This window comes from Paenibacillus sp. MMS18-CY102 (genome assembly GCF_009789195.1).
Taxonomy (GTDB): Bacteria; Bacillota; Bacilli; order Paenibacillales; family Paenibacillaceae; genus Paenibacillus_T.
Genome location: NZ_WSTC01000002.1, coordinates 224,661 through 239,292, shown reverse-complemented (window position 1 = coordinate 239,292; position 14,632 = coordinate 224,661). Strand labels below are relative to the sequence as shown.

At 47.5% G+C, this 14,632-nt stretch carries 10 protein-coding genes; 6 read left to right on the top strand and 4 right to left on the bottom strand.

Annotated features, from left to right (window positions below; genetic code table 11):
* Positions 1–18 precede the first annotated feature (18 nt).
* The 5 genes from GON22_RS02610 to GON22_RS02590 are packed head-to-tail and all read left to right on the top strand — an operon-like array spanning position 19 to position 5,886.
* Positions 19–1,965 carry an alpha-amylase gene (locus GON22_RS02610; RefSeq protein ID WP_160394566.1) on the top strand — a complete coding sequence of 649 codons (1,947 nt, stop codon included), beginning with the start codon at positions 19–21 and terminating at the stop codon, positions 1,963–1,965.
* Entirely contained in the window at positions 1,962–3,107 is a 1,146-nt protein-coding gene (locus GON22_RS02605; protein ID WP_160394565.1) for a sugar ABC transporter substrate-binding protein, read from the top strand. Before GON22_RS02610 ends, GON22_RS02605 begins: the two co-directional genes overlap by 4 nt.
* Positions 3,108–3,127: 20 nt before the next feature.
* Positions 3,128–3,787 (top strand): RibD family protein, encoded by a 660-nt coding sequence (locus GON22_RS02600; RefSeq protein WP_160394564.1) that lies wholly within the window; start codon positions 3,128–3,130, stop codon positions 3,785–3,787.
* 23 nt (positions 3,788–3,810) lie between these two features.
* Positions 3,811–4,485, top strand: coding sequence for an HAD family hydrolase (locus GON22_RS02595; protein WP_160394563.1), 675 nt, complete (start codon positions 3,811–3,813; stop codon positions 4,483–4,485).
* 45 nt (positions 4,486–4,530) lie between these two features.
* Positions 4,531–5,886, top strand: coding sequence for an MATE family efflux transporter (locus GON22_RS02590; RefSeq protein WP_160394562.1), 1,356 nt, complete (start codon positions 4,531–4,533; stop codon positions 5,884–5,886).
* 820 nt (positions 5,887–6,706) lie between these two features.
* Here GON22_RS02590 and GON22_RS02585 read toward each other — a convergent pair.
* Positions 6,707–7,408: a TetR/AcrR family transcriptional regulator gene (locus tag GON22_RS02585; RefSeq protein WP_160394561.1), complete on the bottom strand. Its 702-nt coding sequence runs from the start codon at positions 7,406–7,408 to the stop codon at positions 6,707–6,709.
* Positions 7,409–7,555: 147 nt separating this feature from the next.
* Here GON22_RS02585 and GON22_RS02580 point away from each other — a divergent pair, with 147 nt between their 5' ends.
* Positions 7,556–8,908, top strand: a complete 1,353-nt coding sequence (locus GON22_RS02580) for an MATE family efflux transporter (RefSeq protein WP_160394560.1) — start codon at positions 7,556–7,558, stop codon at positions 8,906–8,908.
* A gap of 129 nt (positions 8,909–9,037) precedes the next feature.
* Here GON22_RS02580 and GON22_RS02575 read toward each other — a convergent pair whose 3' ends face one another.
* From GON22_RS02575 to GON22_RS02565, 3 genes are all read right to left on the bottom strand, one after another.
* A complete protein-coding gene (locus GON22_RS02575; RefSeq protein ID WP_160394559.1) occupies positions 9,038–10,852 on the bottom strand; it encodes an alpha-glycosidase in 1,815 nt (604 codons plus the stop codon).
* Positions 10,853–12,534: 1,682 nt separating this feature from the next.
* The gene (locus tag GON22_RS26660; protein WP_442954346.1) at positions 12,535–12,711 is read right to left on the bottom strand and encodes a barstar family protein; all 177 of its coding nucleotides are present in this window, start codon (positions 12,709–12,711) and stop codon (positions 12,535–12,537) included.
* A 521-nt stretch (positions 12,712–13,232) separates the two neighbouring features.
* Positions 13,233–14,495 (bottom strand): WG repeat-containing protein, encoded by a 1,263-nt coding sequence (locus GON22_RS02565; RefSeq protein WP_160394558.1) that lies wholly within the window; start codon positions 14,493–14,495, stop codon positions 13,233–13,235.
* Positions 14,496–14,632 lie beyond the last annotated feature (137 nt).

Below are 14,632 nucleotides of genomic sequence, written 5' to 3'. Positions count from 1 at the left end.
TAGGAAGGAGACAACAACGTGAGTAGAGAGAATAAGCTAGAAGCCATTCGGGCCTTCATTGCCGGTCGCCGGGACAGCGCCATTGACCCAATCTGGATACCAAGCCTGTGGAATGTGTGCGGATACTCGCGCGCAGTGGAGGAGAAAAACGGGGAGATCTGCGTACACCCCTATGATTTTTTTGATACGCATTTGAGCTACTTAATGGAGCGCTCCAAGGACTATACGTTCCAGAAGCAAACCAATCTGGACGACAGCGTCATCTATTCTTCCCTTGTGCGTTATTCGACAGCATGGGACACGAACCATGATGGCGAGATTGAATCGGGAACGTTCCTTCGCCTGCTGCTTCTGCTGCCAATGCTCAAGCAGATGGGCGTAAACATTTTGTACATGCTGCCTATCAATCGCTACAGCACGCTGAATCTCAAAGGGGATATTGGATCGCCGTATGCGGTGCAATCCTTGTTCCATCTAGACCCTCACCTGCATGATCCGCTGCTGGATGGGCTGGAAGGCTTGACGATTCACGATGAGCTAAGCGCATTGGTCGAAGGCTGCCATCTGCTCGATATTAAGACGGTCGTAGACTTCATTCCTCGCGTAACAGCGAAAAACAGCGAATTCATCAAGGAAAATCCTGAGTGGGTATATTGGATCAAAAATGAAGCGCTGGACGGCTTCGCTCCCCCACCAATTCCGGAACTCGATTTCTTCGAGGAATGCACGCCGGACAAGCTGGAGACGGTGTACCGAAGCGAAGCGACGGCCGCATTCTTGTCGCATTTCACCCAACCCCCGAACGTGCTGAATCCTGCATTGTGGGAGCAATTGAAAGCTCGTTCGATCCAAACGGGCGAAGAGCTGCTGACGCTCGTCGAGCAAGAGATGGGCATCACAACATCGCCTGCGCACTCTGATTGGATTAATGACGTTCAGCCGATTTGGACCGATATTACGTTCTTGCGGCTATATGAGGATTTTGCACCCCAAGTGCGCCAATACTTGCAGCCGGATCAAGCGCCTTATGTACTGTTCGACACGATCAAATGCAACTATTACCCTGCGGAAAAACCGAATCTGGCGCTATGGGATAAGCTGATTGAGGCCGTTCAATTCAACATCGATACGTACGGCATTGACGGCTTCCGCATCGACATTGGGCATGTATTGCCGATTCCGCTTCTTACGTCAATCTTCGACACGATTAAGAAAGCGAATCCGGATGCGATTCTGATCAGCGAAGATTTGTTCAATCGCAACCATGTGAAAGCAGCGGCGACCGGGTACAACATTATGCTTGGCAGCGGCTGGAACGTGATGACGGAAATCACGAAGGACAACCTTCTCGGTTATTTGAAAGAGCTGCCTGACCTTAGCATCCACATCTTCGCCTGCTCGGAGACGGCGGACACGCCGCGAATTACGAGCCGTGGCGGCGTTGGCCTCGCCCGCATGATCGGCGTATTCAATCACTATCTGCCCAACGCAATACCGTACGTGACAACAGGTTATGAGGTGAATGAGGTGCAACCGCTCAACTGCGGTTTGGCGGACAATACGAGCGGTGCAGAAATCCCTCGTGCATTTTTCAATAAAATGACGATCGATTGGACGAATGGCAATCCGATGCGGCTGTTGCTTGAACAGATGACGGCTTTCAAGAAAGATCATTTGGGACTGTTCCGTCCGGAGCATTTCTTTATTGCAGAGTCCCCTTCGGACGTGGTCATTTACGGCTATCGCCAAGGCGAAGAATCCGCCGTCGTCTGCTGCAATCTGAGCAGCGAAGCTACAATACAGGTCGACCTAGCTGCGATCCAGCCTGGCATTACATCGTATGCCGTATCCATTGACAGCAATATTAGCGACAACCAACAATGCAAACGTTTGTCCCATGCGCAGCTGGCGCCACATCAAGCACTACTTCTCTATCACGGCAATCTGGAGGTTAATGAAGCATGAGTGAATCTACCATCAACGCAAAGAAAGAATTAATTTTGTGGCATGAATTCGACGGACCGGGCGACACCTCCATTGAAGTGTTAGAAGAAATTTGCCGCCTCTATTCGGAGCGCAATGACGTGCATGTTACCCCAGAAGTGATGAACATTGAAGTGCTAGGCACGCGGCTTGGCGAAATTCACCAAGGCGGAGAGAGCCCTCACATCGCATTCGTCCCTTCAGACATGGTGAGTTTCTCCGATATCGGACGTTATTCCAAAGTGCCACGTGAGCTGTATGCCGGCATTCTATCCGACCGTTCGCTCTCGACGATGACTGTCGACAACGAATTGTACGGCGTTCCGGTATTAAGCGGCAACAATCTGGTTCTCTATTACAACAATGAGCTGTTCGCTGAGGCTCCCCTTACATGGGCAGCAATTGAAGAAGCAGCACCGGCCTTCCTTGCCCAAGGCATTACGCCAATCGCTGCCGATCTATCGCAAGCGTACTGGTTTATTCCGTTCCTCTCTGCATTCGGCGGATGGCCGCTGAGAGACGGCAAGCCAGCGGTAAGCGACCCTGCCATGCAACAAGCGCTCGCCTTCGTGAAGGAGCAGTTGGCACAAGGAACGCTTGCCAGCCTCGACGGGTCGATTGGCTTGCTTGAGCAATTCATCGATGGGAAAATTGGCGCGATCATTTGCGGCGAGTGGATTTTTAACCATCTGGATAAAAACATGCGGGAAAAGCTGAGTGTCTGCCGCCTGCCTCGCCTAGCTGCTGGGCAATCGCTCACGTTCTCCTCTTCAATCGGATTCGTGTATCCAAATGCGGCATTGGAATCGGAGTTGCGTGAGGACATTCTTGCTTTCACGGACTTCATGCTGAGCGAAGAATGCCAGCTGCTGTGGGCGAACAAAGTGCAGCGGATTCCAGCGGGCGAGAACGTTCGGGAACAATTAGTCGCTACAAGCAGCCCGAACAAGGCAGAAATTATTTCGCAGCTGCCATACAGCCAGCCAACACCGACTGACCGAACGATGATTCACGCATGGATTGCAATTATCGAAGGATTAAAGCTGCTGCCGGATCATAGTGCAGAAGAAGCATTCCTCGCAATGGGCACGAAACTCGAAGAAACACTTCGTGATGGCCTTTAACATAGAAAGGACGGATAATAATGAAAACAACTATTTTTAGCCAAATCTCGATTGATGGAAAATTAACGCTAGGTTCGGGCAGCTCAAGCAAGCAGCTATTCTCGTTATTCTCTAGCCAAGATATTGAGTACATTCACAAATTCCGCGGTCATGTGCAAGGCATTATGGTCGGCAAAAATACGATCCACAACGACAACCCGTTCTTGACGAACCGTTATGAGGAAAATAAAAACCCGATTCGGATCGTGCCAACGGCAACAATGGACATCGATTTGGACAGCAATGTGCTGACTGACGAAGGGCGCACGATCATCGTGACGACAGAGCTTGGCAAGGATGACGCCAAAATCGAACAGATTCGCGCGCGGGGCAAAGACTGCATCGTTTGCGGTTATGACAAGGTCGATTTTGCAGAGCTGTTCCGCCAGTTGGAGTCGGACTTCGGCATTACTGACCTGATGGTCGAAGGCGGCGGCTTCTTGAACTGGCATGTATTCGACCAAGATCTCGCTGACGAAATCATTCTCATGCAGCTGCCAATCATTATCGGCGGTGCTGACAACATCACGCTGGCAGATGGCGAAGGCTATCGCGATCTTGCTTTTGCGAAGAAATATAAAGTCGTTGAAGTAGAGCCGCGGGAAAACTACACGCTCATGCGCTACAAGAAAGCAATCTAATTTACTCGAAGGGAGCTGCCCCGATGACAACTGCCAGAAGCTTCTCACCGCTGTCCCCTACTCCTTATCGCGCAGTCGTTTTCGACATGGATGGCGTGCTGGCGGATAGTGAGCCGCTATACTTCGAGATTGAACGGGCATCATTCGCCCGTCACGGCATTACGCTGGGTGAAGCCGAGCAGCATGCATTCGTTGGCGTTTCGCTTGAAGAAATGTGGCGCACGATCAAAGAGCGCTACGGGCTGCAGCCCCCTCTTGAGGAGCTGCTTGCCGCCCACCAACGCAACGTGCTGGAAGCTGTCGCCGCCCATACTAGCTTGCAGCCCATTCCAGAATCAGCAGCATTCATTCGTTGGCTGAAGAGACGGGGCTACCGCATCGCGGTAGCTTCCTCCTCTCCGATTGCGCTCATTCATCTGCTGCTCAAGCAGATTGGCTGCCTACGTGATTTCGATATCATTGCTAGCGGCGAAGAAGTGAAGCACAGCAAGCCCGCGCCGGATGTTTTCCTGCTGGCAGCAGAACGGCTAGGCGTTCCCGCTTCCGAATGCTTGGCTGTCGAAGACTCCCATAACGGAGTGAGAGCGGCCAAGGCAGCAGGCATGCAAGTTGTCGGATACCGCAACCCGAATTCCGGCAACCAAGATTTGACCCCAGCGGACTGGATCGTAACCGACTATAGCCGGTTCATGGTCTAGCCTACCCAGTGCTTACCCACACAAGATTAAAGGAGCATTAGAAGAATGAATGAGCGTCAAAGCTTCTATAAGAACATTTATAAAATCGCGATTCCGGTAACGCTGCAAAGCTTGCTCATGTCGCTGCTGTACCTGACCGACCAGCTGATGATCGGCCAGCTCGGCGACGTAGCGATCGCATCTGTTGGCATGGCGACCAAAATATTCGGCATCATCTCGGTCGTCCTTGCCGGGCTCTCGATCGGCGTATCGGTCTACGCTGCCCAATTCTGGGGGAATAAAGACAGCAAGAGCATCAGCCAGGTGCTCGGCATCGGGCTGTTCACAGGCATTCTGCTATCGCTTTCCTTCTCTATCGCAGTCTACTTTAATCCGTCATTCTTTCTTGGGTTGTTTACAACCGATACGAGCGTAACGGATGGCGGAGCAATCTTCCTCCAAATCGTCGCGATCAGCTATGTGCCAACGATGCTGACGATGATGTATTCCGCCATTCTGCGCAGCACGGAGCATGCCAAGTGGCCGATGTATGTCAGCTTGGTCAGCGTCATTCTTAACATCATATTGAACTACATGCTCGTGTTCGGCCATTTTGGAGCGCCTGAGATGGGGCTTAAAGGCTCCGCTGTCGCTACTGTTATTTCGAAAATCGTGGAATGCGTGCTGATCATTGGTGTTGTCTACGCCTATCGGTTGCCTGGCGCTACGGGAATGCGCAACCTATTCATCATTCCTAAACCACTCATTAAGAAGTTTTTCTCGACGTCCTATCCGATCATTCTAACGGAGCTCGTCTGGGTGCTTGGCGAAACTGTATATGCGATCATCTATAGCCGTATGGGCACAACCGAAATGACCGCGATGATGATGACGTCCCCGCTCCAAGGGCTTAGCATCGGCCTGCTGACAGGCTTGTCCAGCGCTGCCGGCGTCATGATCGGCAATAAGCTCGGTGCTGGCGAATTCGATACGGCGCTCGCGCATGCTCGCCGATTCGTCAAACTGGGCATTACGATTTCCTTGATTCTTGGCGTGATCGTCGCTGCCATTTCACCGCTTTATGTGAAGGCGTACAACGTCTCCGACGAAGCAAGCCGTCTCGGCGTCTATATCATCCTCGTCTTCGCTGGCTTCCTATGGGTGAAGGTATCGAATATGATTATGGCCGGCGGCATTCTGAACAGCGGCGGCGACAGCAAATATGTGTTCGCTATGGAATCAGCCGCAACTTGGCTCATCGGCGTTCCGTCCGGCCTCCTGCTCTCCTTCGTCTGGAAGCAGCCGGTATTCCTCGTGTATCTCGTGTTGTCGTGCGAGGAAGTCGTCCGGTTTATGCTGGGATGGGTGCGGTTGACATCGAAGAAATGGATGAAAAATTTGGTTAGTGATGTGTCGGCATAGCGAGCGTTCTGTGCCGCTGGGGGAGTTGTGGTGCGTTCTGTGCCGCTGCGAGAACGGAGCATTGCTACAATCGCTGTGGTCTTCGGATTCCTTTGAATTGGTTTATCGGTGGGAATCCGAAGACCAAGGCGACCGCTGGCGCTTTTCCGCAATTGCTCCGTCCTCTCCGCTGGGTGCCAGCGCGTCCATCACTATGCCTCCCCCCTGTGGGGGAGAGAGATGTGGGATATGAGGGTCTTTACTTGACCCTCATACCATCAATGAAAGGGGTGTCCCGATAGCCATAAAGGCTGGGGGACACCCCTTCGTATGATTAGGCCAACCAGTGTTTACTGGTTGGCTTTTTTTTGCGCTGCAGCAGATGGCTCGGCCGCGGTTATTGCGTGTAGCTGCTGTGTTTGCTTGGGGACTGCGGTGTTTGCACGGACTGCTACGTTTGCACGTGGACTGCTGTGTTTGCTTGGGGACTGCGGTGTACGTTGTAGAAAAGCTGGCAATGGTGCATGGAGCAGCATGCTCATTGCAGTTCGTACAATGAGATCAACTCGAGAGCCGAAGTGTGGAGGTCTCATTGCATATCGTGCAATGGGAAAAGCGGAATACTTATGTTTTGGGCACATTGTACCTCTGCTCGCTCGTATCTCATTGCATGAACTGCAATGGGAACCCCTAGGGCAAGCCACTCATCCCTTTCTCATTGTACAAAGTGCAATTGCAAGGCAGTAAAAAGATAACCTGTTCTCACCGGATAGCTGTCCTGTAACGGTCTTGTCCCCAGTCAGTCTTGCCCTTCGTCCTGCGCTTCTGTCATGCCATCCGTTTACTGTTCCTGTTCCTGCTCGTTCTGCTCCTGCTCCTTAATCACTTGCTCAATCCCGAGCAAAATCAGCTTTAAGCCAAACTCAAACGCCCCGTCGGTTCCCATCAGCTCGAACATTCCGCTCTTGAACATCCTCCGAAATAATCCCGCGTCTGTCTCGCTCATGCCATTCAGTAGTTGGGTCATCTCATCACTCGGAAGCTCTCCACGCTCCTTCATAATGGCGGACACATTGCGCTGATGCTCGTAATCATCAAGAACGAAGTGGAAGACAAAGTTCATAATCGTGAGCACAGCTTGTAATTTCTGCTCTTGCTCAAGCGGCGTCGGTTCCACGCAGAGCAGCATGCGGTTGGTGAACCGGACGATGTCCGGCTCGTGAGGCAGCGTCAGCATCATGAGCTGTGTCGAGCAAGGATATCGGCGGAGCACATCCCGTACCGTAGTTGCAAGACCCGTCAGTTGCTCCTTCCAATCCCCTTCGGAATGGAACTCCTCCAAAATGATTTTGGATATCTGATTGGCCATGCGCTGATAAAGAGTTTGCTTGCTTTTGAAATACCAGTATATAGAGGGTGCCTGAATGCCTAGCCGATCGGCCAATCGCCTCATGCTAAATTTCTCGATACCCTCTTCCCCTAGAAGCTCCCAAGAAGCTTCCAAAATCCTCTCCTCCGAAATCTGAGGCTGCTGCTTTTTCATCGGTATCCGCCCTTTTCTCTAACAGTGTAAGATTTCGCTTTACAGGTTCATATCCACATGATATCATCTAACACTGTAAGGTTCAATCTAACACCGTTAGAGAAGGTCAACACACAGTCAAACTACATGAAGAAAGAAGTGATCCGTATGGATACCGAAAACCTCCATTATTTTGAAAAAGCGCCGATCGCAAAAGCCGTCGCTCACTTCGCAGTTCCGATGATGCTAGGCACGTCAATGAGCGTCATCTATTCCATCTTAAATGCCTTTTTCCTTGGCACGCTAGGCAATACCGCCATGCTAACCGCACTCGCGCTAACTTTGCCGTTATTCGCGATCATTATGGCGCTGGGCAATTTGATTGGCATGGGCAGCGGCACATTCATCTCCCGATTACTGGGCGAGAAAAAATATAATGACGTCAAGCATGTGAGTTCATTCGCCTTTTACGCAAGCTTAGTTCTTGGCCTTATCGTCATGGCAGTCGGCCTTCCGTTAATCGATTCCATCGTTCATGGCCTTGGGGCATCGGCTGAATCATTCGTGTTCACGAAGGACTATGTCACGGTCATGCTTATCGGTTCACCAATCGTTGTACTGTTCTTCACGCTGGAAAATATCGTTCGCGCCGAAGGTGCCGCGATCACGTCGATGACTGGCATGATTCTCAGCGTTGTCGTCAATATTATTCTCGATGCACTTGCTATCTTCGTTTTCGATTGGGGCGTCATCGGCGTTGCGTCAGCAACGGTCATTTCCAACTTGGTTGCGATCCTATACTACGCCTACCATATGGGCAATAAGAGCCAATTTCTAACGATCTCCGCAAAATGGTTCAAAGCGTCCAAGGACATACTAAGCAAAGTATTCAAAATTGGCGTTCCCGTCTTTATTATGAGTATCTTTTTAGGCGGCATGTCGCTTATCTTTAACCATTTTCTTGTCGAATATGGGGATCAAGCCGTAGCAGCGCATGGCATTTCATCGCGCTTATTGCAATTCCCAGAGTTCATTCTAATGGGCTTATGCGAGGGAGTCGTGCCGCTCATCGCTTTCTCATTTACAGCGAACAAATTGCGCATGAAGCATACCATTTCCTTCACGATCAAAACAATCGCAGCGTTAGCGGCCGTGTTCGGCGTCATCGTCTATCTCATTTCCGACCACCTAATCGGCTTGTTTACGAATGACCCGCAATTGATTGAAATGGGCAGCTACATTTTGCATGTCACCTTCTTATCCTTGTTCATTACTGGCATGACCACGCTGTTTACGGGAATTTTCCAGGCAACAGCGCAAGGCACCGCCGCGTTTATTATGTCCATCATTCAAGGCGTTACGCTTATTCCAGTACTGTATTTCGCCAATCAAATGAATGGCTTCCACGGAGTCATCTGGTCGCTCGTTATTGCGGATGCCGTCGCCTTCCTTGTTGGTGCAACGATGCTGTATGTGCTAAGGAACAAATTGCAGCCGGATTTGGAGCAGTTAGCGCAATAAGATACACAGGATGCAAAGAAGACAGGATACGGGGGAGTTACCCGGTCCTGTCTTTTTCGCGCAACGAAAAAAGCCGTCCTCATCGCCGGCATGCGACGATAAGAACGGCATTCACTTTAGAAGTACTAGTTACGCGCTTACGCTTGCAGCTGCTGTACCAGTAGGAACGGCTGCTTGGGACTGCTTTTGCTCAGGCGTCACGTCTGTACGAAGCACGGCGTAGCCGTATGCTGGGAGCGTTACGCTTACTTTGCCGTCAACCAAGCTGACGGAAGTGCTTGTATTGGTATCGATCCGTGTAAACGATTCTGCGCCTGTAACGAGCGTTGCCGGCTCGCTGCCTCTGTTCATGAGAATGATGAAGCGGTCTTTGCTGTCTGCACGTTCGTAAATGATTTGGTCGCTGCCTTCCTCCGCTTGGATGAAGGAGAAGCTGCCCGTGCGCAGTGCCGAATTGTTCTTGCGAAGCGCAACTGCCCATTTGAAGAAATCGAACAGGCTTTCATTGCGTTTCTCGCGGTCCCACTCCATACACTTGCGGCAATATGGATCGTTCTCGCCATCGAGGCCGATTTCATCACCGTAGTAAATACATGGGGATCCTGGATATGTCAGCTTGAACAGCGTGGACAGCTTCACGAGCCCTTCATTGTCGTTGCATGCCGTCATTAAACGGGACGTATCATGGCTGCCGAGCAAGTTGAAGGATACTTCATTCACTTGGCGCTGGTAGCTTGCCAATTGCGTGCAAATCGCACTGGAGAAGCCTGCTGCATCCAGTTCGTCGCGAGCGAAGAAATCGAATACCGCATTCGTGAACGGATAGTTCATGACTGCATCGAATTGGTCGCCTTGCAGCCATGGAAGCGAATCATGCATGATTTCGCCCAAGATATATGCGTCTTGGTTGATGCCCTTCACCGTCTGGCGGAACTCGCGCCAGAAGTGGTGGTCAACCTCATTCGCTACGTCCAAGCGCCAGCCGTCGATGCCCACTTCTTCGATCCAATAACGCGCAACTTTCAGCAAATATTCTTTTACCTCAGCGTTTTCCGTATTGAGCTTCGGCATAATTGGCTCGAAACCGAACGTTTCATACGTTGGGATGTATCCATTAACCGTGAGCGGGAACTCCCGTACGTGGAACCAGTCTTTATACTTGGACTTCTCGCCGTTCTCCAACACGTCTACGAATGGCGCAAACAGTTTGCCGCAATGGTTAAACACGGCGTCAAGCACCACTCGAATGCCGCGCTCATGGCATTTTTCCACCAGTTCTTTCAATTTCTCATTCGTGCCGAGCGTTGGATCCACTTTCAAATAATCCGATGTGTCGTATCTATGGTTCGTCGTCGCTTGGAAGAGCGGGTTAAAGTAGATCGCGTTTACGCCAAGCTCCGTGAGATGATCCAAATGGTCGATAACGCCCTGCAGGTCGCCGCCGAAGAAGTTTTTCGGTGTTGGCTCGCCGCCCCAAGGCAGCGTACCTTCTGGGTTGATGGACGGATCGCCGTTGGCGAAACGTTCCGGGAAGATTTGATAGAATACAGCATCCTTCACCCACGCCGGTGGCGTGAACACTTCAACTGGATTAATGTAAGGGAAGTCGAACGCGCCGTAATGCACATTTTCCGGTGGCTGCTTCAAGAAGCCCTTCTCCATCACGTAAAGCGTCTCGTCACCAGCATGAAGGCCGAAATAGTAAACGAGGCGGCGGAATGGCGGCTCAACCTCTACCTCCCAGTAATCGAACAGGTTATCCGAGAGCCAAAGCTTCATTGCATACTGCTGGTTCGTATTCGGCCAGTCGTATTTGTCCCCGCAGAACAACTCCACTCGATCCATATCGCCCTTCTGTGTACGAATGCGGATATGCAGCGTTTTGTTGTCGTACGCGTACGACCAGTTTTGCTTCGCCCGATGATAAATTGCATGAATGTTCATCTTGTTTCCAGCTCCTTTGTATATGGGAATAAAAAAAAGGCACAACCCCCGTGATAGCTCGAGGTTGTACCTGTTAAGGTAACATTGCCTTTATGATTAGTGGTTGTGCCAACGTCTGAAGACGTTTTCATGGATTAGATTAGCGCAAAAGCACTCCGCTGTCAATGGTTTTTGGGGGATTAGGGAATTTAAGTTAGGATCACTCTATTACCATGGCAGAATCCGGTAATTACACAATTATGATACACGCTATGAAACTGTCCTTTAGGAATTCAATAGCCTAATAATTGATTATTTATTTGATGATTTTCGGAGTAGCCCTACTACAAAAACTAATATGCAAACCAGTGGGATAGAAATGTGAATCTTAATGCCTTGTGTGCTGCAATAAATAATTAACAACATAATAGATATGCATGAAGTTGTTATCCTATTATCAAACACCTATTTACACCCCTTCTTAAATTAATTCTTTTGATTTATATATATCCCAGAATAGCACTGGTTATAATGTGCTCTTATTTGAATAAGCAATTATTGAATCTCTCTTTCTCCCGTTTTTTAAAAACTTTTCATTTCAAATTTATTTCATCATATTAATCCAGCCGTAAATCAACTGTCATACTAACATAAACAAAACTACAGAAAATTGCAGTCATTAGCATACCAATAAACAGAAAGACTCGATTTTTCATTTTAGCTCTTATAAATAAGCAGTATATCATAAGCAAAACAATCAACGGGATGCTCATAATGTAATCTCCATAGTTTCCGATTATCTCTTTAGAAAAAACATTCTCAAATCCAGCAAAATCTATTAGAGGCACGTATAAAAGTCCAATTATACCAGAGAAAACAATATGAAAAATTTTCCGAGCAAGTTTCATAACGTCACTATTCATTAATTTCTAATCCTTCCTTTCAACAAACTTAAATGCAGTTGTATCACTGAAGTCAGTAATTCTATTGCACAACTAATTGTTGAGACCCATTAGCTGACGCCATATATGCGGTATCAATATTATACAGTTCAATAGTAGCTTCATGAGAAGTTAGAACCAATCATTTTTAAGTGCTATCTGAAACATCTGATCAACGGTCATACCATCATTATATGGTTTGGATTCCATAGCTCTCGCAATTAAATTATTATGCAAATCCATAAGAGATGAGATAGTTATAACCGCTTTTCCTATCGTAAAGTTCTTATTGTCTACTACAGTCATAGCTTCATGATTAGAACCAGGTCATCGTAAAGGATCAGAATGGGAGACTGCTTGCACATGTGAACTACGATGATTTGGATAGTTACGGCAATCCTTAGAAGACGACAATTCAAGACGATGGACGGAATATTGTCTATCAAACAATCTTGGATACAACGGTTATACAATAGAAATTGGTTCTGGTGGGACAGGAGAAACCTTCGTCTCGGAGAGCAATTCAGTTAACACCTTCCGAATCGAATTCTCCAGATTCGCGTCGCTACTTCCTCGATCTCGGTTAATCAGATTAACGACATGCCATCTGACAACTCCTCGTTTCATTCAATTCCATTCAATAAAGCACTTTCTAGTCTTGAATGATTCACTACGCCCAAGCACGACGAGACATACGCGCGTCTGGTATCATATGAGTTCAGTTTCCGAGAGAAGTCACTATGAATTATTAAATAAAGCGGTTTACGACTTAGCCGCCCGATTCATTCGGCACTGGATAGGGGTAAAAGAAAGACCTTGAGTTGCCACCCTCAAGGTCATATTGCATTTTTGCAATATCCATTCCAAATCATTTAAGCATTCCTTATATGCGTCCCAGTTTTCACCAATGTAATAAGGAAAATGTAGTAAGCCTGAGATTTCGTCAATGCAACTTCACTGCTTTACATTTCTGGCCTCTTATCATGCCTGCAAATTTCTCCTTTTAGGGCACTCGGTATACCCATTGTTCGCTTATGAAGTGTACTTCCTACTTGATGTCATAACTCTAAGATAGATCACTAATAATTTTTTTTATAGATTCGTGTATCTCGTTAATATGCCATAAATAATCTGAATATTTAATATGAATCTTGTGAAGCACTGGTTCAATTTCATTTAACTTTGTTTGTTGAGCTTATTCTATTAAAGTACTGAGTTCAATAAATAATTGCTTGAAACTGCTCAAACATCCCACACCTCCATTAAAGAATTGATATAGTACGTTTTTGTGCTAACGCTGCTTTTGACTTAGATTCAATGTAATTCCCATCCATATCACATAATCAAATATATTTATCTACCATAATTATGCTAGTTCACACTTGACAATTTCTATCACGGAGCTCCATCGTATCTCCATATCCGTTGGTCAAGTAGTAAGCCATTCGAGCCATGCTAAACTAATTATAAATCTCTATAATCCCTTTTGTTTCTACGCCATCCTCAACATTGATCACTGTAGCGTAGGGACCGTTCATTTCACCTATAAAGTCGAAACTTGGTGCGAGCCGTTGCTCGCCGTGCAGCCCCAGTAAACCATATTTGCGAACTTTCATGCTCTCATCCGTAAATGTATATCCAGGAATCACATTGAATTGCTTATCATAAGTAAATGCACTGATAAAAAATTTTGAGTCGCCCATAAAAATATCATTTCCTCTGCTATCGATAATACTGTATAAGTCTTTTGAGACGAAGGCGAGTCCATTCTTAAACTCTCCGACCTCAATCATACGTCCTTCGGTAGCAGTGTACGGGTAAAAATCAATAACTATGTTTCCATCATAGTCTATATACGCCCAAGCATCTCCATCCTCCGTATATTCTGATACTTTGACAGCTGCCTTGCCTTCGCTGAAATTCCCGGCGTCATCATACTTCAAATCAACGCTTACCTGACCATGGGTATCAATAAAACCCCATTTATTGTTTTTCATGACAGCTGCGTATCCTTCATGCTGGTCTTTAACCTGGTCATACTCTAACGCTGTTATTAGGTTTCCATCACTATTAATAAATCCCCATTTGCCATCAAGCTGAACAGCAGCCATTCCTTCGCTATAGTCCCCAACCTGATCATACTGAGGTTTAACGACCATGCGGCCAGTCATATCTATAAATCCCCATTTGTTCGCCAGCTTTACAGCTGCCCGGTTTCCAACGAAGGATTTTACCTCTTCATATTGAGACTGTATAATTAACTCTCCTGATTGATTGATGTAGCCCCACTTATTTTTTAGTTGAACCGATCCCCTCGATTCACTAAACTGACCTGCACGCTGATACCACTCTTCCGTGATACTTCTTCCCTTTTTATCAATGTATGAAAATTTCCCGTCATTATTTACCATAGCGATACCTTCACAAAAACCATATATTTCGTCGTATTCATCCGGTAATACCGCTTCCCCTTTTGTGTTTATCACTCTGTATTTCCCATTGCCGCCCTTAACCGCAATCCAGTTTTCATCCACAAAAGAAAAGTCCTCGTATTTACCAGCCTCCACAATCCATTTCCATTGTAACTCATCGTTTTTAATTGGAGACTGGCCTGCTATCTCATCCGTAGCATTCGTGCTGCTAGACTCTAAACTAGAACATCCAGATAGTAATACAGAAACCATGGTAATAACTCTTATTATCTTAAAAATATTTTTTCTCATAAAATTACTAAACCATCCCTTTTTATACATTAGGAAAAACAGTTAAGATTAAATAATCCCAACTGTTTTCTGTAATAATATCATCTCACAACTAGATTCGCGTCAGTTATAGACAATTCCAGATAGCGTCGCGAATG